Source organism: Acuticoccus sediminis (assembly GCF_003258595.1).
Lineage (GTDB): Bacteria > Pseudomonadota > Alphaproteobacteria > Rhizobiales > Amorphaceae > Acuticoccus > Acuticoccus sediminis.
In genome coordinates, this window is the sequence record NZ_QHHQ01000004.1 from 575,000 (window position 1) to 593,187 (window position 18,188).

20 protein-coding genes and 1 tRNA gene are annotated in these 18,188 nt (G+C 63.9%); 7 read left to right on the forward strand and 14 right to left on the reverse strand.

What is annotated here, in order from left to right; all coding sequences use genetic code 11:
* Positions 1-20 precede the first annotated feature (20 nt).
* Both DLJ53_RS20725 and adhP read left to right on the forward strand, forming a co-directional pair.
* Positions 21-902, forward strand: a complete 882-nt coding sequence (locus DLJ53_RS20725; RefSeq protein WP_111348733.1) for an SMP-30/gluconolactonase/LRE family protein — start codon at positions 21-23, stop codon at positions 900-902.
* 365 nt (positions 903-1,267) lie between these two features.
* Positions 1,268-2,296, forward strand: a complete 1,029-nt coding sequence (gene adhP, locus DLJ53_RS20730) for an alcohol dehydrogenase AdhP (RefSeq protein ID WP_111348735.1) — start codon at positions 1,268-1,270, stop codon at positions 2,294-2,296.
* Between the two features lie 122 nt (positions 2,297-2,418).
* On the opposite strand, the gene cobU is transcribed toward adhP, so the two are convergent.
* The gene (cobU, locus tag DLJ53_RS20735) at positions 2,419-2,952 is read right to left on the reverse strand and encodes a bifunctional adenosylcobinamide kinase/adenosylcobinamide-phosphate guanylyltransferase (RefSeq protein ID WP_111348737.1); all 534 of its coding nucleotides are present in this window, start codon (positions 2,950-2,952) and stop codon (positions 2,419-2,421) included.
* Between the two features lie 64 nt (positions 2,953-3,016).
* On the opposite strand from cobU, the gene DLJ53_RS20740 reads away from it, so the two are divergent.
* The 3 genes from DLJ53_RS20740 (at position 3,017) to DLJ53_RS36700 (ending at position 4,261) form a co-directional block, all read left to right on the forward strand.
* Positions 3,017-3,091, forward strand: a tRNA-Asn gene (locus DLJ53_RS20740).
* A 184-nt stretch (positions 3,092-3,275) separates the two neighbouring features.
* Positions 3,276-3,545: a hypothetical protein gene (locus DLJ53_RS20745; protein WP_146620047.1), complete on the forward strand. Its 270-nt coding sequence runs from the start codon at positions 3,276-3,278 to the stop codon at positions 3,543-3,545.
* Between the two features lie 428 nt (positions 3,546-3,973).
* A complete protein-coding gene (locus tag DLJ53_RS36700) occupies positions 3,974-4,261 on the forward strand; it encodes a phage antirepressor N-terminal domain-containing protein (protein ID WP_425320971.1) in 288 nt (95 codons plus the stop codon).
* A 1,230-nt stretch (positions 4,262-5,491) separates the two neighbouring features.
* Here DLJ53_RS36700 and DLJ53_RS20755 read toward each other — a convergent pair.
* Complete coding sequence (locus DLJ53_RS20755; RefSeq protein ID WP_111348742.1) at positions 5,492-5,722, reverse strand: helix-turn-helix domain-containing protein; 231 nt, start codon at positions 5,720-5,722, stop codon at positions 5,492-5,494.
* Positions 5,723-5,832: 110 nt separating this feature from the next.
* On the opposite strand from DLJ53_RS20755, the gene DLJ53_RS20760 reads away from it, so the two are divergent.
* A complete protein-coding gene (locus DLJ53_RS20760; protein ID WP_111348743.1) occupies positions 5,833-6,105 on the forward strand; it encodes a hypothetical protein in 273 nt (90 codons plus the stop codon).
* Positions 6,102-6,347, forward strand: a complete 246-nt coding sequence (locus DLJ53_RS20765; protein ID WP_111348745.1) for a hypothetical protein — start codon at positions 6,102-6,104, stop codon at positions 6,345-6,347. Before DLJ53_RS20760 ends, DLJ53_RS20765 begins: the two co-directional genes overlap by 4 nt.
* Positions 6,348-6,454: 107 nt before the next feature.
* On the opposite strand, the gene DLJ53_RS36130 is transcribed toward DLJ53_RS20765, so the two are convergent.
* The 12 genes from DLJ53_RS36130 to DLJ53_RS20825 all read right to left on the reverse strand — a co-directional run bounded on the left by DLJ53_RS36130 (position 6,455) and on the right by DLJ53_RS20825 (position 17,482).
* A complete protein-coding gene (locus DLJ53_RS36130) occupies positions 6,455-9,079 on the reverse strand; it encodes a M15 family metallopeptidase (RefSeq protein WP_111348747.1) in 2,625 nt (874 codons plus the stop codon).
* 599 nt (positions 9,080-9,678) lie between these two features.
* The gene (locus DLJ53_RS20780) at positions 9,679-9,855 is read right to left on the reverse strand and encodes a hypothetical protein (RefSeq protein ID WP_162409433.1); all 177 of its coding nucleotides are present in this window, start codon (positions 9,853-9,855) and stop codon (positions 9,679-9,681) included.
* A 44-nt stretch (positions 9,856-9,899) separates the two neighbouring features.
* Entirely contained in the window at positions 9,900-10,211 is a 312-nt protein-coding gene (locus DLJ53_RS20785) for a hypothetical protein (RefSeq protein WP_111348752.1), read from the reverse strand.
* On the reverse strand, positions 10,208-10,405 hold the full coding sequence (locus DLJ53_RS20790; RefSeq protein WP_111348754.1) for a hypothetical protein: 198 nt from the start codon (positions 10,403-10,405) through the stop codon (positions 10,208-10,210). Before DLJ53_RS20790 ends, DLJ53_RS20785 begins: the two co-directional genes overlap by 4 nt.
* A 256-nt stretch (positions 10,406-10,661) precedes the next feature.
* Entirely contained in the window at positions 10,662-11,216 is a 555-nt protein-coding gene (locus DLJ53_RS20795) for a hypothetical protein (RefSeq protein WP_111348756.1), read from the reverse strand.
* A gap of 1,005 nt (positions 11,217-12,221) precedes the next feature.
* Positions 12,222-14,018, reverse strand: coding sequence for a DUF927 domain-containing protein (locus DLJ53_RS20800; protein ID WP_111348758.1), 1,797 nt, complete (start codon positions 14,016-14,018; stop codon positions 12,222-12,224).
* Positions 14,019-14,301: 283 nt separating this feature from the next.
* On the reverse strand, positions 14,302-14,631 hold the full coding sequence (locus DLJ53_RS20805; protein WP_111348760.1) for a hypothetical protein: 330 nt from the start codon (positions 14,629-14,631) through the stop codon (positions 14,302-14,304).
* On the reverse strand, positions 14,628-15,137 hold the full coding sequence (locus DLJ53_RS20810; RefSeq protein ID WP_111348762.1) for a hypothetical protein: 510 nt from the start codon (positions 15,135-15,137) through the stop codon (positions 14,628-14,630). The genes DLJ53_RS20805 and DLJ53_RS20810 overlap by 4 nt, the downstream gene beginning before the upstream one ends.
* Positions 15,134-15,388, reverse strand: a complete 255-nt coding sequence (locus tag DLJ53_RS20815; protein ID WP_111348764.1) for a hypothetical protein — start codon at positions 15,386-15,388, stop codon at positions 15,134-15,136. The genes DLJ53_RS20810 and DLJ53_RS20815 overlap by 4 nt, the downstream gene beginning before the upstream one ends.
* Positions 15,388-15,627: a helix-turn-helix transcriptional regulator gene (locus tag DLJ53_RS20820; RefSeq protein ID WP_202913263.1), complete on the reverse strand. Its 240-nt coding sequence runs from the start codon at positions 15,625-15,627 to the stop codon at positions 15,388-15,390. Before DLJ53_RS20820 ends, DLJ53_RS20815 begins: the two co-directional genes overlap by 1 nt.
* A 56-nt stretch (positions 15,628-15,683) precedes the next feature.
* Positions 15,684-16,220, reverse strand: coding sequence for a hypothetical protein (locus DLJ53_RS34805; RefSeq protein WP_146620050.1), 537 nt, complete (start codon positions 16,218-16,220; stop codon positions 15,684-15,686).
* Entirely contained in the window at positions 16,217-17,482 is a 1,266-nt protein-coding gene (locus tag DLJ53_RS20825; RefSeq protein WP_162409435.1) for a tyrosine-type recombinase/integrase, read from the reverse strand. The genes DLJ53_RS34805 and DLJ53_RS20825 overlap by 4 nt, the downstream gene beginning before the upstream one ends.
* Positions 17,483-18,188 lie beyond the last annotated feature (706 nt).

Here is an 18,188-nt window from a genome sequence, read left to right on the forward strand (position 1 = left end):
CCTGACCAAGCGGGGCGGCGATGAGTAGGGTCGAGCTCGTCCACGACGCCCATGCAACCCTCGGCGAGGGCGCCTTCTGGGACGAACGCGACGGCGTCCTCTTCTGGTGCGACATCGACGGCGGCCTCGTCCACCGCTTCGACCCCGGCGCGGGGCCGCTCCCGCCGATCGAGATCGGCGAGCGGGTCGGCTGCCTCGCCCCGCGGGAGGCCGGCGACCTCGTGATCGCCACGCAGTCCGGGCTCTACGACCTCGACCTCGCGACCGGCACCAGGACGATGTTCGCCGAGCCCGAGGCGCACCTGCCCGACAACCGCTTCAACGACGGCGCCACCGACCGTCAGGGCCGCTGGTGGGCGGGCACCATGTCCATCGCCCAGCCGCCGACGCCGTCCGGCACGTTCTATCGCATCGACGCCGACCGGAAGGTGACGCCGATGATCGACGGCATCTACACCACCAACGGCCTCTCCTTCTCGCCCGACGGGCGGACCATGTACTACTCGGACTCCAACGCCGCGGTGCGCACCATCTGGGCCGCGGACTACGACATCGACGCCGGGGTCCCCACCAATCGCCGCGTCTTCTTCGACACGCGGGTCGTAGCCGGCCGGCCGGACGGTGCCACCGTGGACGCGGACGGGTGCTACTGGATGGCCGGCGTCGGCGGCTGGCACATCGTGCGCCTCACCCCGAGGGGCGAGATCGACATGGTGATCGACATGCCGGTCGAGCGCCCGACCAAGCCGGAGTTCGGCGGCGCCAGCCTCACCGACCTCTACGTGACGTCCATCGGCACCGCCGCCGGCCCGGTCGGCGAGAACCAGCCGCACGCCGGCGGCCTCTTCGTGGTGACGGGCCTGCCGGCGCCCGGCCTCGCCTCCGCCCGCTTCAAGGGCTGATCCCTGCAAGGCTTCGCGCGCCGGCCGGGTCTCACCCCCGCGCGCGCCCCGCCGGGTGCGGGCGAGACCGGCGCTGCACGCCTCGTCCGCCGGAGAACGATCGCCCGCGCCGGAGCCTGCGACCGTCCGCCCGGGTGTTGATGGACATCAAGGTGCGCCCGCCCCATGGCCCCTACGTTGATACGTTATCGCTCCGTCCGGAGCGAAACCGGATCGGCCCCCGCCTGCGATGCGGGCGGGGCCTCGGCCTGTCCGGCGCGCAGCGCGGCCGGCTTCGGGCGCGGGAACGGCGTCCCCATGGTCGAGGCCGCCGAGCCGATCTAGAAACATGAACGTGAACCGACGAAATCACGGCACGGTTTGATATGGCGAAGATGATGAAGGCCGCGGTCGTCCGGGAGCTGGGCAAGCCGCTGGTGATCGAGGACATGCCCGTTCCGGAGGTGGGTCCGGGCCAGATCCTGATGAAGGTGGAGGCCTCCGGCGTCTGCCACACCGACCTCCACGCGGCGTCCGGCGACTGGCCGGTGAAGCCCTCGCCGCCGTTCATCCCCGGCCACGAGGGCGTCGGCTACGTCGCCGCCGTCGGCGCCGGCGTGACCACCGTCAGGGAGGGCGACCGGATCGGCGTCCCCTGGCTCCACACCGCGTGCGGCCACTGCGAGCATTGCCGCACCGGCTGGGAGACGCTCTGCTACGACCAGCAGATGACCGGCTACACGGTGAACGGCGGCTTCGCCGAGTACGTCCTCGCCGACCCGAACTACGTCGGCCACCTTCCCGATTCGCTGGAGTTCGGTGCGGCCGCGCCGGTGCTGTGCGCCGGCGTCACGGTCTACAAGGGCCTCAAGGAGACCGAGGCCCGGCCCGGCCAGTGGATGGTCATCTCCGGCATCGGCGGCCTCGGCCACATGGCGGTGCAGTACGCCAAGGCGATGGGCATGAACGTGGTGGCGGTGGACGTCGCCGAGGACAAGCTGGCGCTCGCGAGGAGCCTCGGCGCCGACGCGGCGGTCGACGCGCGCAACAACGACGCCGTCGAGGAGGTGCGCCGCATCACCGACGGCGGCGGCCACGGCGTCCTGGTGACGGCGGTCTCGCGCGCTGCGTTCGCGCAGGCGCAGGCGATGACGCGGCGGCACGGCACGATGTCGCTGGTGGGCCTGCCGCCGGGCGACTTCCCGCTGCCGATCTTCGACGTGGTCCTCAACCGCATCACCGTGCGCGGCTCGATCGTCGGCACCCGGCAGGATCTCGTCGAGGCGCTGCAGTTCGCCGGCGACGGCAAGGTCGCCTCGCACTACAGCTGGGACACGCTGGACAACATCAACGCGATCTTCGACCGCATGAAGGAAGGCAAGATCGACGGCCGCGTGGTGATGAAGATCGGCTAGACGCCGGCAATCCGCACCGGAACACGCCCTACGGGAGCAAAGAGGCCGCGGGACGACCGCGGCCCCGTTCACCCCGCCGGCCCCGAATCGTTACGCCGGCCCCGAACTGCCGCATTGCGTCGTCAGAGGACGATCGCCGGATCGGGCGCCGGTTTGACGACGAGGGGGCAGCCCGCGACCATTTTGACCACCGTCGTCGCGCGGCGCGCCATCTCCTGATTGAGGATCCCCTGTTCGTCGCGGAAGGCGCGGCCGAGCGGCGTGGCCGGGACGATCCCCTCGCCCACCTCGTTGGCGACGGCGATGACGTCGCGCGTGCGCGCCTCCAGCGCGTCCGCGAGCGCGGTGCGGTGCGCGGCGACATCGTGCTCGCCGAGCATGACGTTGGTGAGCCACAGGGTCAGGCAGTCCATCAGCAGCACGCCCTCGCCGGGGACGGTCCGGGCGAGGTCCACCGGCGCTTCCACCGTCGTCCAATGGGCGGGGCGCCGGACCCGATGCGCGGCAATGCGCGCCTTCATCTCCTCGTCGCGGGGCGGCCCTGCGGTGGCGACATAGGTCACCGGCCGGCCGGATCGGGCCGCGATCTCCTCGGCATAGCGGGATTTGCCCGACCGGGCGCCGCCGATGACAAGGATGAATTGGGGCTTGTTGATGACTGATCTCCCTGTTGCACGATCAGAATCAGCTTGCTATATCGCCCCAACGCGAGCGCGTCATTCCCCGGTAGCTCAGCGGTAGAGCAACCGGCTGTTAACCGGTTGGTCGCTGGTTCGAATCCGGCCCGGGGAGCCACTCGCATCAAGGGGTTAGACGCCACCCCTAAAATCCCTAAACCGAATGATCTACGCAGTTTCTACGGAAGAGCCCGTAGCTACGAGCAGATGCGATCACGGTGAGCGGATGCCGATCCAGCAATCTGCAGTCACCCTACCCGCGGCCACCAAGCTACGTTGTGGCTTGGCGAGTCTCCCGGCCCGTGATCGCCATCGACGCACCTCCTCCGATGCGGCACACTCAAAGCGCGCCGAACGCAATCGGATGGTGGAAACCAGTGATGGGATTTTCCAGGGGCGGCACAATCGCCACGAACGGTGACCTCAGCGTGGTCGAATGGGTCGGCAGCAATGTCGACCTGGGCTTTCAGAAGCCCTACGAGGGCCTAGTGAGTGGGCGCCGTGTCCAGGAGTTCGACACGAAGGAAGAGGCCCTACGCTGGCTCTATGGCGACGACACTGGCAACCGGTAGCCCACTTCAGCCGACCGTCATCGCAACGATCGGCGATCTGATAGACCACCGCTACACGCTGACTGCGCACTGCCGACACTGCGTGCGGTCAGCCCTACTCGACTTGGATGCGCTGGCTGCACGCTTGGATCGGGATCGATCCTACGTCGCCCCCATGCCGCTCAAATGCAGAGTTTGCGGAGCGCGAGATATTGCGGTGATCCTACATCCGCCGCGGCGGTGACGAGATCAGCGCGTAGCACAAAGTTGTGCTGAGCCTACATGAGGTGCTCCCCGAAACTGGGACAGCGGCGATCACCCAATGCCGTCCATCCGCCGGCGTCACTGAAGGCGCGAAGCCTATCGCAAGGCATGGGGGCGGGCCTTCAAATGCCTCCACCGAGCGGCCCCGGACCGGTGAGGCCCACTTTTCACGCTAAACCGTAACAATTCTAGTTGAAGCAGGTCGACTCGGAAGCGACCCCGCTCATGCGCGAGATCGGAACCGCGAGCCGCATGTCGCGCTGAAGCCGATCGTCGAGGGGATGGGGCTCCAATGGGAAGCCCAGCAAAAACGTGTCCGACGCGATCCGGTTCTCGGAACCTGCATGTCCATTACGAACATGCAGGTCGGAGGGCAGGGGCGCCAGGTCACGACGATTCCTTTGCGCTACCTCAACGGCTTCCTTTCCGGGATCGACGTGAACCGCGTGCGTCGCACATATGGTTGCACCTGACGGATAGCCTCTGGCCCCGCTGGCCCCGCTGCGGAAACGGCAAGCGGGGCCAGAAAACACCAATGATTTCAACGTGGCCCCGCTTGGCCCCGCTGGCCCCGCCTCAAAACTAGGGGTCGGGGCTGGGCCAGCGCTGGGCCAAACCCAGTCCCGCTTGGTCCCGGTCGGTCCCGGTCGGGAAATCCGAGTGGGACCGGAAAAACCTCAGGGTTTCTGCGGCCGGTCCCGCTGGTCCCGCTCGGTCCCGCTAAATTTCGATAGAAACCGCATTTCACTCGGAATTGCGCGCGAGAGACCCCCACCGGTCCTGGCCCGTTCTCGGGAAAGCTCAGACCCACTCCTCATTGCTCATGCGAACTACAGCAGTCTAGTCTTGCTTTGTCATGACCACCAAGGATCTGAGAATTGCCACTTTTCCTAAGGCCTCTCATTGCGTGTACGCGCGCTTGCATAGTCGCTTCGGTCGTTGCCGTCGCAACGTCGTCACTGGCACAGGAAGTCAAAACCCTTGGAGATTGGAGTGACGCTACAAAAGAATCCAGAGTGAAGTTGTCAGTCAGGTGGGCGCTGGCAGTGCTGTCGGAGACAGAGCAGCAAGAGCTTGGTCGCCTAGGTACAGCACTTTTTGCATCGCAAATTATGACGTGCGTCGACGAAGTCGCTACAGGTGACGAGTTCTCGACGATGAACTTAAACGACGTAGTGGTCGGGTGTGTTGTTCTGCTGCGACAGTAAATGGAAGTCGCCGCACATCGACCGCCATCGCAAGCGCTTTGAGGAACGGCGGAGTTCCTTCGCCTGTCCCGCGAGATACCTCTCGCCCCGGCTCCGAGGAAGGACCCCGTATCGAGCTTCGTGCCACGGATGACGTCCATGGCCTCTTGGGAGACCTTGGAGCCGCGCTCAGCGTCCCGCTGTACCTTGCGTTCGGACTGCCCGGTGGCGCGGGCGGTGTCGGCGGTGAAGCGGTCAGCCGAGGAGTCGCCAACTTGGCGACTCCTCGTGTGCTGGTTCTCCCCGTGCGTCGTCTCCGGGTGCATCCTCTCGTAGATCGCCTTGCGCCGCGCCGTAAGCTCCGCCCGTTCGGACGGAGAGAGTTCGTTGCGGCACAGGTTCTCGTCGATCTCCCACAGTTCGGCATCGACGCTACCGTCACGGACGATGAAGTCGGCTGACTCGGTGCCGAGTCGCTTCATCAGCCTCTCATTGGATTCGCCATTCATGGCTACGTCAGCGGCCCTTCTTCAGCCTCACCCCAGCCCCGCCACCGTTCTCGGCAATGAACTCGACGCCAGCGTCCTCAAGAGCGCGCTGGATCGCGACGAGATTGTTGATCGACGGCAGCCGCCGACCCTTCTCGAAGTCCCTGATGGTGCTCTCGCTCAGGTTGGAGCGCCGGGCAAGTTCAGCCTGGGTAAGGCCGATGAGCCCACGGGCGCCTCTTGATTGTGCCGGTGTCATCGATCCGTCCGCGTCTAACGTATTTCGTATAGCACAAACGAAAAGCGTTGACAGGTAACGAAATACTCGGATACCGTCACCTATCAACGAAAACCGTTGGAGGTATCGAGATGCCCAAGAGCAATGCAAGCGAAGCGGTCCTCGCCAAGGACGACACCGTCGAAGTGCCGACGCTGCTCGACCTAGTCACCGAATGGGACTCGCTGGAGGCGCGCATCAAGTTCTACACGGCGGGAGCGGAATCCGTCGCTGGAGATGGCACCCGCCACTCGTGCGGCGACGCGATGCTGCGCGCGAGCGACGACCTGATTGAGTTCGTCGACCAGTTCGAAGAGATGCTCAACGCTTACGCCGATGCGCATAAGGCGGAGGCGGCGCGATGACGACCGACCTGAACGGCATCGAAGATCTCCGCAGCGTAATCGCTGAGGTCCTGGACGAGCTTGAGGAGACGCGGCAGCGCGTGTTTCTCATCAGATTGGCGGTCACAAGTGATCTTCTGGGAAGCTACGGATCGGAGCCCATCGCTCAGGGCCTCGACGATCTTCATGTCGACATGGACCGCCACATAGCCTTGCTACGCAGCGCAAGGACGGTGGCGAGGCAAATTGCGCAGATGTCGTGACGGCTGACGTCGCCAACGCCGAAATCAAAGAGGGTGGGCGCCGAACTCGTGCCCACCCTTTACTATCTTAGGGCCAAGTAGAGACTGAGGCGGGATCGCCCCTCCCCTCAGTCAGGAACTCCCCACCCTCGCAGCGTGCGTGTCTTCCGGGTCTCTTTGTCGTGGCTTCTGGCGTCGGAGATGCTCGGAACGCTTCTGGCGACGCGGTCCGATGCCTTCCGGCTTTCCGCTCGGGCGATCGGCCCGGCTGTGCGCTCGACCGCGGAGTCGAAGCCGCCGTCAGCGTCGAAGCGGGATGCGATCTCAATCACCAGTTTCTCGATACCGCTCCCCGGCGCCGAGGCGGACGCTCCGGCCATCGACGGCGTCATCATCCGATCCATCATGGACTTGGTGCGGTTCGCGTCGAGGATCGTCCCGTTTGCGCCGGGGACGAACAGTTCCTTGCCCTGTTCGCCGACCATGTACGGCTGACCAGCGCGTACGGGGCCACCAGACGCTCGGCCTAGCAGTCCACCAAGAAGGCCACCGCCGAACAGGTTGCCGAGCGGCCCCTGACCGAACAGGGCGCCTTGCAGCACCATGTTGGCGATCTGCTTCGCGAGCTGCTTGAATTTCTCACCGGCATCCTCGGCGCCATCTCCAAGCGACAGGAGCGTGTCGAGGATCGGTTGCCCGATGGCCTGCGCCGCAGCCCCAACATCCTGCTGCGCCTGCTCCAGCTTCTGCTGTGCCGCAGCCGCTTGATCGGTCGCGTCGCGAAGTTCGAAGAGCTGCGAGACGAGCGCGCGGATCTTCTCTTCCTGCTGAGCGTCGACCTCGATGCCGGCAGCCTTGAGCTGGTTCAGCTTCTCTCGGACCAGCGCCTCTTCATCCAGGGCGTTGTTGATCGCATCTTGGTCGAACCCTGCCGCCTGAAGTTCGGCGCGCTTGTTCTCGATCTCCAACTCGCGGGCGAGTTCCTCGTTGACCCGCGCAAGCGCCTCGGCTTGGCGCATGGCATCGTCGGCGACCTTCGCACGATCGGTCTCCGCGGACTGAGCGGCCCGTTGCAGCTCACGCTCGGTCCCAGATCCCGGCGCCTCGAAGTGCATGGCGTCTTTTCGGGACTGCCAGCTTCCGCCCCATTCAAGGCCGTGCTTCCGCGCCAGCTCCGCAACGTTCACGGGCAGGTCCGTGACGAGCCTGTCACCCATCGGGTTCTGAGCCGGATTGATGTCGATCGCGTTGCCGAACGCATGGTTGGAGAGCGTGTTCGTGCCGGCGATGTTGCGGTTGTTGTACCCGCCGAGGCTTCGGATTTGGTAGCCCTGCCGCTCCAAGTCGTCGATCAGGCCCTGAAAGCTTCGCGCGTGCTCGGCGTTCACCATCGCCGATTGACCGCTCGCTGTGCTGATCCTCACGAGGCGCTGGCCATGCGCGCCCATGGTCCCCTCGATCGGCTGCGGCAGTCCTGAGGCCGTGGTGCTTCCAGTCGGCGATGGATGAACCGTGACAGACGTTGGCGCCGTCGTCGAAAGCTTCTGCAACTGGGCATTGGCACGGGACAACTCATCCGTCAGAAGCGCCGCCTGACGCCTCGCAGCATCGATCGCCGTCGCGCCGGCATCGGCATCTTCAAGGCGCTGGACTTCGTCGTTGGCCGCCTGCCATTGCGACTGAAGCTGCTCAACCCTTTCAGTCTGCTTCGCGACCGCCGTCGCCTTGAGATCCGGGTCCAGGAGTGTGACGCCCGAGGTGTCGGCTATCCCCATGGCGATGAGCCATTGGTTCAGGGAGCGGTTGGAGTCAGTGTTGCCGAGCGCCGAGAGGAACTTCTCGGCCGCGGCCTCCCACGTGGCGATGTTCCGACCGATCTTAAGCACCCAGCTCGAAGTGTTGGTCAGGGCGGCGTTCACCCGCGACTCGATGATCGCGGACATTTCGGTGAAGGCATTGTTCACCTCGGCGGCACGGTCGGCGACGTCACTGGACAGGACGATCCCGAGGTCGCGAGCGCGCTGGATGTTCGCGCGAAGCTTCCCCTCACCAGCATCCAGGAGCTGCACGAACTGCTCACCGCCGGTTCCGCCGAAGATTTCGTCCGCAATACGGATCTGCGCGGCGCGGTCGAAGCCTTCCAGCCGCTTGATGATGTCGAGAAAAAGTTCTTGCGGGTCCTTGAGCTTGGCCGCCAGCTCGTCTGCACCGTACCCGAGGCGGGTGAAGGCCTCAGCCGCAGAACCCTTGCCGGTGACCGCGAATTCGTCAGCGCGAAGCTGAAGCTCCTTGATGCCATCCGTCAACGCATCGATGCTGACGCGTTCGCGGGAGAATGCGTATCCGAGTTCCTGAAAGGCCTCGAACGAGATGCCGGCGCGCTTCGCCGCATCTGCCATGGCCGCGATGGCTGCGGTGGTGCGATTAATCTGTGAGATGGCGGCGCCGGCACCGACACCACCAGCAAGGCCGGCGAGGCCTGCCGCAGGGCCAAGACCCCCCAAGAGGTTCCGCGCATCGCCAAAACCGTTGCGCAGGGCCGCGAGCTTCCTTGAGACACCCGTCGTCGCCTGAGCGAATTCCCTCTCCATCACGTCAGCGGCACGCTTGGATGCCCGCTCGACACCCTTCATATTGTCGTTGACGCCCTTCCCCATCTTGTCGACCTTGCGCTCGACAGATTTGAGGGCTTTCTCGAAGTCGGCAACGCGGCCTTCGACGAGGATCGCTAATCTTTCGCTGTCGTCCGCCATGTCGTCTGTCTCCTCTGACGGTTAGTTGAAGTAGCAGGTAAGGGGATCGTCGTCGTTCTGCGGGATATCGACCCGGCTACGATCCGCTGGTGTCGCGCCCATAGCGCTAAGACACATTCGGAGCTGCGCTATCGCGTTCACGCTCATCGCCGGATCTGTCGCAAGCCGCGCACGAAGCGTCGAGGCAACCTCGACAAGCACGCGATCCGCTTCGGTCAGCCAAGGGATCTCGGCGCGGAACCTGTCCCAAGCCGCCCTCTCGACCTCGCCGAACCAACTTGGCGCCTCAGCCAACGGCTTGAGATTGGGTTCTGCTCGGTCTTTGAAGCGGGCCGGATTCTTTGCAGACGCCCCGGTGACCCGAGCTTTCCCAGTAGGTATTCTTGGACGAGGCATGTGCTGTTTGTCCTAAGATCTGAATTGCAGATGGGTGTAAAAGGGACCCCCGCCGGTCCGTGACTTGCGGGCTGCAGACCTCGAACATGCCCCCCCGGGGGGACTTGTTGCGGCGCTTCCGAAAACTTGCCAATTAGGGTGGGAAAGGACCCCCGCCGGTCCAGCGGATCGCGGCCCTAACCTTTGCCAATACCCCCCACCCGTCACTGATGTGCCATCCCGGGCCAGCACGTTCGGACGTGGGCTCGCATCGCCTCACGGGTTTCATCGAGCCATGCCTGCTGCTCATCGAGCATCACGCGGCGTTCTTCGGATGTTGCGCCCAAGCGATCGGCGAGGTCATCGACGCGGGACATCACGGTTTCCTCGTGATCGTCCATTCGAGCGTCCACCATATCCATGGCCTGAGCGAGAGTGCTGGGCTTCATCGGGCATCCTTCCCATCGCGGCCGGCCTTAACCGCCAGTTGCCAGTTGTTTGAGGCGCCAGGGGCCTCACCGGATCGGATGTCGGTCAGAGCGATCCACAGACTGCCCGAGGCGGTGACGGCATCGCCGCGGCTATAGTCGGCCGCCTTCTGATGGACGCCGCGGTACGCCAACCCCTTCGCCTCTGATGCTGCGACGCGCGCCTCCAGGACAGCGATCTTGCCAGCAAGGCGCGCCGTCTCTCGATCGACGTAGCCTTTGACGGCACTGACGATCTCGGCGCCGAACGCTTCACCATCGAACTTCATTGCAGGCCCTCGTGAATGGCCTTCACTGCCGTCTGCGCAGTGTGGGCGGACCAATGGTCATTCCGCACCTCGGCATCACGCTGCAGGGCGTCTAGACGAGCCGCGAGCGGGGCGATCTCATGAGCAACAAGCTCTTTGATCGGCGAAGCGATCCCTTTCACCAGGATCGCCAAATCGTCGTTTGTCAGCGGCATCTACGCAGTTCCTCTCCGAAACGACGGAGGTGACCGACAGCGATGAGGTCCACAACGGTCTGGCAGTCCCGGCGCTGCTCAGCGAGGGTGGCGCGCCTCAGGTTGTCTTCAGCACGCCGAAATTGAGCGATGCTCTCCGCTCTGGTCGGGGGGCCTGCGGTGCTTTTCGATGCGGCTCTGGTGCCCATCAGATGCTTCCGCGCCCGATCATTGGCGGCGAAATGTTCTCGACCCATCGATTTGTTCAGGATCATGTTCAGTCCTTCCGGCTTGTGTTGTTGAACTTCGGCTTGACGGCGCCGACGAGCTTCTCTGCCTCTTTGATCAGAGTCAGAACGTGAGGCGTAATTTCGAGAAGCTTGCTGTTGAGCGGAACACGGGAAGCTTTGCTCGTCTGGTTAAATACGGCCCCGACCAACAGCAGATCGCGTATATCTACGAGCCGACTTGCGAGGGCCTCGTGATACCGGGTCAACGGATCTTCGAGGTCCGCCTTCGTCGCCGCCACATAGTCGGCGCGGCGCTTATCGCGCTCGGTCTTCGCCGCCTTCTCGGCCTCGATCGCCGGAGCGAGACATTCCCCCAGTTCGTCGACCTCTCGGTGCGTTATTACGGGGGCTTGACCGAACTTGGTCGACGCGAGCGCACGCTGGGCATCTTCAAGGCGCTTCGCCGCCGCCTCGCGTGACGCCGTGGCGGCAGTCAGGGCGTCATGAGCTTCGGCGATCGACGCCGGCTCATCCGGGATACGGAGGTCCTTAAAGAAGGAATACCAGCCGTCGCTCGGCTCAACGATCTCTGTCAATGTCAACGTAGCACCCTCAGTGTTTACGTTGACGATTTTATCCGTATTAGCGCTAGTCTTTAAGTAACGCGTTACGAAGAAGCGTCGATATTGCCTTGGCTATACAATCTTCTTCTTCGCCAACCAAATCCCCTAACAGTCCGTCGTCGAACAATCGCTGTCTCAGCTCATCCGAAACCTCGACGGGTATGACGCTGACGCCCTCCTTTTGGCGCCTGCGCCAGCGCCTCTGACGCTCGGCGTTCGCGGCCTTGGCGCTACTCCCCATCGTTGCCGGTCCCGCTGGTCCCGCTCGGGAAATCAGAGTGGGACCAGCAAAAGCCCAGCGTTTCTGCGGCCGGTCCCGCTGGTCCCGCTCGGTCCCGCTCATTTTCAAGAGGGGGCAAATTTTGAACGACGTCCCAGACGTAGGCACCCTCACCTCCACGTCGGTCACGCCACACTCGGCGGGTGCCGTTGCGCGAGGATCGCAGGACCATTGCCTCATCGCTGATGGCTGCGACATTCGTTGCGAGGAAGGCGGCACCGATACGATCGAAGCGGAGCCACGGTGCACGAGGATCGACCTGGAATAGGCGCTCCAGCGTCCACCCGAGACTGAGAGCACGCTCAGCCCATCCGAGGCGGATAAATCCAATCGCGTTCTCGATATACCTTCGGCCAGCGCTGCAGAGATCGCCCTCCGTCGTCAGCCGTTCCAACTCGGCGAGCGGCTGACGAAGTTCCTCAGCGACCTTGGTCCCGAAACTGTTTTGGGCTCCTCGTTTTTGACCGGGACCAGCGGGACCAAGCGGGACCGCGTTGAAATCATTAGGGTTTTTTCGGTCCCACTCCGAATTCGCGAGCGGGACCAGCGGGACCGCGTTGAAATCATTGGTGTTTTCTAGTCTCGGCGTCCTATTCGGCACCGGTGCACTGTGATGTTCGGACACGGGGGTCTGGCACCGCCGCACCGCTAGGGGCGCAAGCGCGGCCCTGATCCGCTCCCTAATGTCAGGGCTGAGAAGCACTTCATACGTCATCGCCAGCTCCCAGGATCTGCGCGCGAACCGCGTAGGCTCGCGGCCTGTTAGGCACGGAATGGGGTGTGCGGCGCTTCAACCGCCCGTCAGTGTCGGCATCGAGCCAACCAGCCGAAATGAGGTACTTTGCGGCCCGGCTTGGGTCCGCCCCTGCGTGGATCTCGCGCCATGCATCTACGGCGATGTAGTAGTGCCTCTCCGTGGCCCAGCCGGCCCGGTTGAGGACCGGGAGGCGTTGTGCTGTGAATGAGTCGCCCGCGGTCCCGGAGTTGCTATCGGCTTCGTTGACGCGCTCGAAGCGGGACGGTCCATGCGTCGTCAGGAATGCGCGGGTCCGCTCGATGGCCTCGCGCGCTTCGTCGGAACCGGCCCCTCCCCGCCCATTGATCCAAAGTTCGAGGGCCGTCACAGCTGCGGCGAACGAGTCGCCCTCGTCCCATCCGGTCAGACCGAATTGAGTAGCCAACTCGCCCGCTGCCGCGACGATACCGAGCCGCTGAACTCCGCGTTCGGCCTGTCCGCTCTGAAGTGACTGCTGTGCGGTAGCTTGGGCACGAAACTCCTCGATCAAGGTCCGCGCTGTCGCCTTTACCCCCGTGGGGTCTTTAAGGATCTCGCCGATGAACGCAGGCCCGGCGGAGCCGAAGTGGCTGGCAGTTGCCGCCCGCAGTGCGTCCGCGAACTCTGCACCATCCGCCCGACCGTGCAGTTCGTCGAAAGCTCCGAACCGGCGCGTATCGGCAGCGATATCGAGAAGACGGACCTGCTGCCCAGCCTTCACCCGCCGGCCAGCCTCGGCCATCTTGTCGGCAAGTCCGATCTCGCCGCTGGACAAGAACATCACCCGCCAGCGGATCGGGCTGCGAGCGCGCCCGGTTCGGTCCGCCCGCTGCCTGCCGGAGCCGTTTGCCAGCATATAGCTACATTCACCAGCGTCGCGCCCGTTCACCTCGCCAAGTTCGTCAAGAACGAGGATCGTCGAGTTGCAGGACGCCGCGATGCCCTCGAGACCGTTTGAAGTACTTCGCCACGTTGAGACGAAGCGTGGGCTGCCCCAGACGGATGCGGCGAGACGCTGAGCAGAAGTCTTGCCGCTCGACGAGGCGCCTCGCAGATGAATACCACCACCGTCGAGACCGAGCAGTTCTAGCAGCGGACCGGCAAAGGCCGCAGAGACCGCCAACACCAGCAGCGGGTTGCCGCGGCAGAGCGAGGCGACGTTCTCAGTCCATTCGGCGACGGTTCCCGCCTCTCGCATCTCTGTGGCGGCAGCAACGTTGCCGTGCTCGTGCTGGAACACAATCCGAGCGTCACCCAGCGTGCGACCATCACCTAAAATGAACGCCTCGCAACTTTCATCCGTCCAACCGAGGCGGTCAGTCTTGAGCGCTCGGGCGGATGGTTCCCATCGTGATAGAAGGTCGGAGAACGCGGCCTTGGACCGGGCGCCGGATGCTAGACGGAGCCCGCGGTCGAGGAATTCGGCGCGCATCTCGGCCCCGTCCCCAGCGAGCATCCGAGCCGGGATAGACCATGTGTGCGTTCGGCCATCGGCATCGATGATCTCGGTGTGACGGCCCCAGCCTTCGCCGGAACGATCACGGGTCAGAGCGACCACACGAAGCGGCGAACAGAGCCATCTCCATTCGGTTGCGCCTTCGGCCGCCTCCTCCTCGCGGTCAACGCCGTTGGCCCGGACCTGAAAACCAGCCGGAAGACCATCAGGTTTGGTGTTGTCCGACACGAGACGCGCGGCCTTCTTTGGTCGACCAGTCATCGCGTTCATGCGGCGGCACCTCGTTCCCAGGCACCGCACCAGTCGCTGCGCGAGACGCTCGGCCAGACCGGATCTTCGGTAACGTCGAGCACTACCGGAGGGCGGCGCCGGCACAAACCGAACCGGCGAGGCGCGTCAGCAGCGGCGAACCATCGGCACGTCGCGCACGTCCCTTGTCGCGCATCGCTTGTCGCGTTACTTTTGCCGTCGGTACAAGTTGCCACTGTCAAAGAAGCGAGACTGGTCCGGCGGTCGTGGGCAGACGGCGCCGGGCCATTTTCGTTGTAGCCGCTCATTCGGCAGCCTCCCGTGCCGCGGGTTCCGCCGCGTAAACTGTCTCCATATGGCTTTCCGAGCGATCGAGGCGGCGCTCGATCGTCGAGGCAAGGTCCTCCTCGACGCCCAGCCGCTCCAGCATCAGTCGGACGCCATTGCGGTTCAGGCAGAGCGTGTTTCCGCACTCGTTGAAGTGGGTTCGGCGGACCTCGCCATTCGTGTCGACGATCCACCGGGCGACCTCGCTCCGGACGTCGTCGAAATCGACATCAGCAGCGGCGGCGAGCTGCTCTAGCGTCATCGCCGCCCCACCCTGAGTGACGTAGCATTCGAGGGCGAGGGTCATCGGGCGCCCTCCCCATCGGTGGGCGATGCGTCCAGCCGGAGCTGCAGCGCGATGGCTTCGGCGGTCAAACGCTGCAGCGCACGCAGTTCGAGCGAAGCGACGTCGGCAGGCGGCTCGCCTTCCAAGATGTCGCTCTTGAGCGCGTCAAACAGGGCGCTGAAGTACCGATCACCCAGGTCAGCAGTGTCGAAGCCGGCTTTGTTGAGAGCGCCGATGAGGGTGATCGCACCGCTGAGCGAGGCGACGGGCCGGACCTCCGGAAAACCATCGACCGTGCGGCCGGTCGGAGCGAACAGGATGCTGTCCGGATTGTTCGCAAGATCCTCTAGGATCGCTTGCGCGCTTTCGTCACCGAGGCCACCCGCGATTTCGACTAGCGAGTTAGCATCGACTGCCGGGCAGGCCTCGGGCAGCGACGGGATGCGCCAGAAGGACATCTCGCCGCCGTTGATGCGGCCGAGGTGAACGAATTCGAGCGGCCGTTCGTCTTCGACGATAAACATCATTCGCCCTCCCCGCGGAGGATGCAGAGCGCGGCTTCGAGATGGGGCCTCGCCTGCTCAAGCGCCGAGCGAAGGTGATCGTCCGGCGAGGGGATGGTGGAATTCTCGGAAGCCGCCTTGAAGGCGGTCGTACCGTGCTCGGATGCGGCCAATGCCATCTCGATGAAATGGGCGCATTTGCGATAGTTCGCGCCGGCCTCGGCGCTGAGGATGCGATTTTGCTCGCGGGTCGACGGCTGGATGTTGTCGTTCATCACGCAGCCCCCTCTTTGCGGGCCGCGGCGGCATGTTCGAGGAGCGCGACGATTTCGCTGCGGCGCCAACGGGACGTGCCGGCGCCAAGCTTCAGCGGCGCGGGGAACCGCCCACTTTTAACACCGCGGTAGAGGGTGGATGGGGTGATCGGCGACATCATGCCACCGATCAGCTCACATGCGACCTTCGCCGTAACGAGGTCGTCTTCGTCCGGGAGTCTTGCGTGTTGGGTCTGCACTTCCTTGCCTCGCATTGTGTTGCGACAAGGAGCAAGGTGGCCTGTTCGACGTCCGATTAATCCCGTTTGCCGGACAATTTCTTGAGCGCGCGGTCGATTGCTTTGATGGCACTCGAACGCTTGAGGTCATTCCTCTTACCGATTTGCGCCTTCAGTGCTGACGCCGAGCGGTGCCCGGCAGGGTCGTATTGGGCAAGAAACTCCCTCGCCATGGCCATATCTCGCGCATCATTTGCACCGGATGGCCTGCCGCCCCCTGAGTGGCGCACTTCTTGCCCAGTTCGAATATAGACCTGAAGATATTCTTGCTTTAGGTAGTCTAAACTCATTCGAAGTCGGCAGATATCTGTCGTGGCCTCCTGTTTTTGACCCGATAGGAGTCGATGTCGGGCACGAAAAAGGCACGCCCCAACGTTCTGCTCAGTAAATTCCTGCAAAAAGAAGTCTCGCCTTGCCCAATCTTGGCTTCTCGCAGCAATGATTTTCGCCGCTTGTCGAAACGCGGCGCCATTCCGAGAATATTCGGTCTCGACGGAGACAATCATGGCGTCGATCTGCTCGTCAGATAAATCGGTGTCAAACAGAACGCTCATTCAGTCAACTCCCCAGCGTTGAGGTGAACTATTCGACAAAGGTGATCTGACCAACTCTCAAGAGCTTCCCGTTTCTCGACGCTGTAGTCGTACCGGGCATAGACGCGGGTCGTAATGCTCGCCCGCGTCACGCTGATGTGGTTGAGGACGTGCCCGATCACGAACGGGTTAACCCCGAGTTCTTCCATCCCGGTCGCGGCTGATCGCCGGAGATCGTGGGGCGTCCATGGGGAAATTCCCAAAATCTCCGGCGCCGCGTCTGGTGTCTCGCCTGCCTCCTGACGCTTGACGGCCTTAGCGACCGCGGCCCCAGTAATTGATGCGCGAGCACCCGGCCCCGGAAACACGAACGGCGGAATGCCCCTACCCTTCCGTTTCGCCAAATCGGCTGATGCCTGCAGCTGTGCGTTGATGATCTCGCAGGCAAAGTCCGTGAGAGGGACAATGTGCTCGCGCTTGTTCTTCGATCTGGCGGCTGGGATTGTCCAAAGTCGCGATGCGAGGTCGACTTCGTCCAGCGTCATGCCGGAGACCTCGCCAACGCGCTGAGCAGTGATGAGGCAAAGTCGAATGATGCGCCGTGTCGCTTCCTGCATTTCGGAGACGGACAGGGCTTGCCACATCGTGCGGATCTCGGTCGCCGACAGAACACGGTCCCGTTCGATGACCACCGTCGGGCGCTTCATTCCCTCTGTGAGATTGCGATCGAGGTCGCCCCGCCCCTGAGCCCATCGCACCATTGCGCGGAGGTCCTCGAAAACACGGTTCGCCTCGACGCCAGCGCCGCGGTCCTTGACCGTGTCTATGCATTGAGTGAGGTCGCGTCGGTGCAATTGTTCCAGCTTCACCGAGCCGATAACCTCACCCACGTTCTTGCGCAGCCGGCGCGCAATTTCGTCAGCAGAGCGCTTTGTTGAAGCATGCCGCGTGAGATAGTTCTCAATCAGGTCGTCGACCGTCTGTGCAGCGGCTGCAGCGCGCTTCTCAATGATCGGGTCCGTACCTTCGCCGATGTCTGCACGCGTGTCCCGGGCCTTTGCTCGCGCCTTCGCAAGAGACAGTTCCGGATACCGCCCCAGCTTCAACCAAGCACGGTCCTTCGACCCAGGCTTTGTGTAGACGAGGTAAAAGGTCTTGGAGCCTCCGGCCGATACCTTAAGACAGAGGCCCTTGACGGTGGCGTCGAAGTGATTTGTCGAGCGCGCGCCGTCGACCACCTTCGCCGCTTGGCACGCTCGATCGGTCAATTCTGATACCGCCACGCACTGATCCCCTCGACCAACCGGTTCCCGTGTTCTACGGAATGATCTACGCGGCAACGTGCGCTTTGTCGATATCCCTCGCACTAGCTCGCAATGCTACGAGACACAAAACCCCAGAGATTTTGCGGCGTTCAGGAAGAAGAAGGGTGCGAGGCGTTGCAACGAATTGCAGTGGAAAACCTCTGTTAACCGGTTGGTCGCTGGTTCGAATCCGGCCCGGGGAGCCACTCGTTCGTGGCTGTGTTTCCTGAAAATGCAGCCGCAGTGGTCATCGCGCTCGATCCGCTGAACCATCAGCACTCCAGAACCTCACCCGGTCTCTGGCGCCTCACGCGGCGGCACCTCGGCTCGTCCGGAAACCGCCGTCGGCCAGCGCGAATCCCGGATGGCGAGGTCGGTGCTCGGCCTGTGGCCGAACGCTTCCGCTCCGCCTCGCCGCGATGGCCGCGAACGCGCTTCGCTGCACGATCCCGCCCTGCACCCGGAAGATGCCGCCGAAGCCGCGGTCCCTGCGCTCCGCCGTCATGTGGTGGCAGCCCGCAGTCGATCAGCTGAACCGCAGCCGCTGGCCCCCCCCGATGCACGCTGCCTTGCGGCGCGCCGCGCCGACGGGACCGCCCCGGCTCGCGGGCGCCGGCAGCGCGGCTGCGGCCGGCAACGTTGGAGTTGCACGCGGCCACCGGAACGAACGCCAGAGCATCAGCGC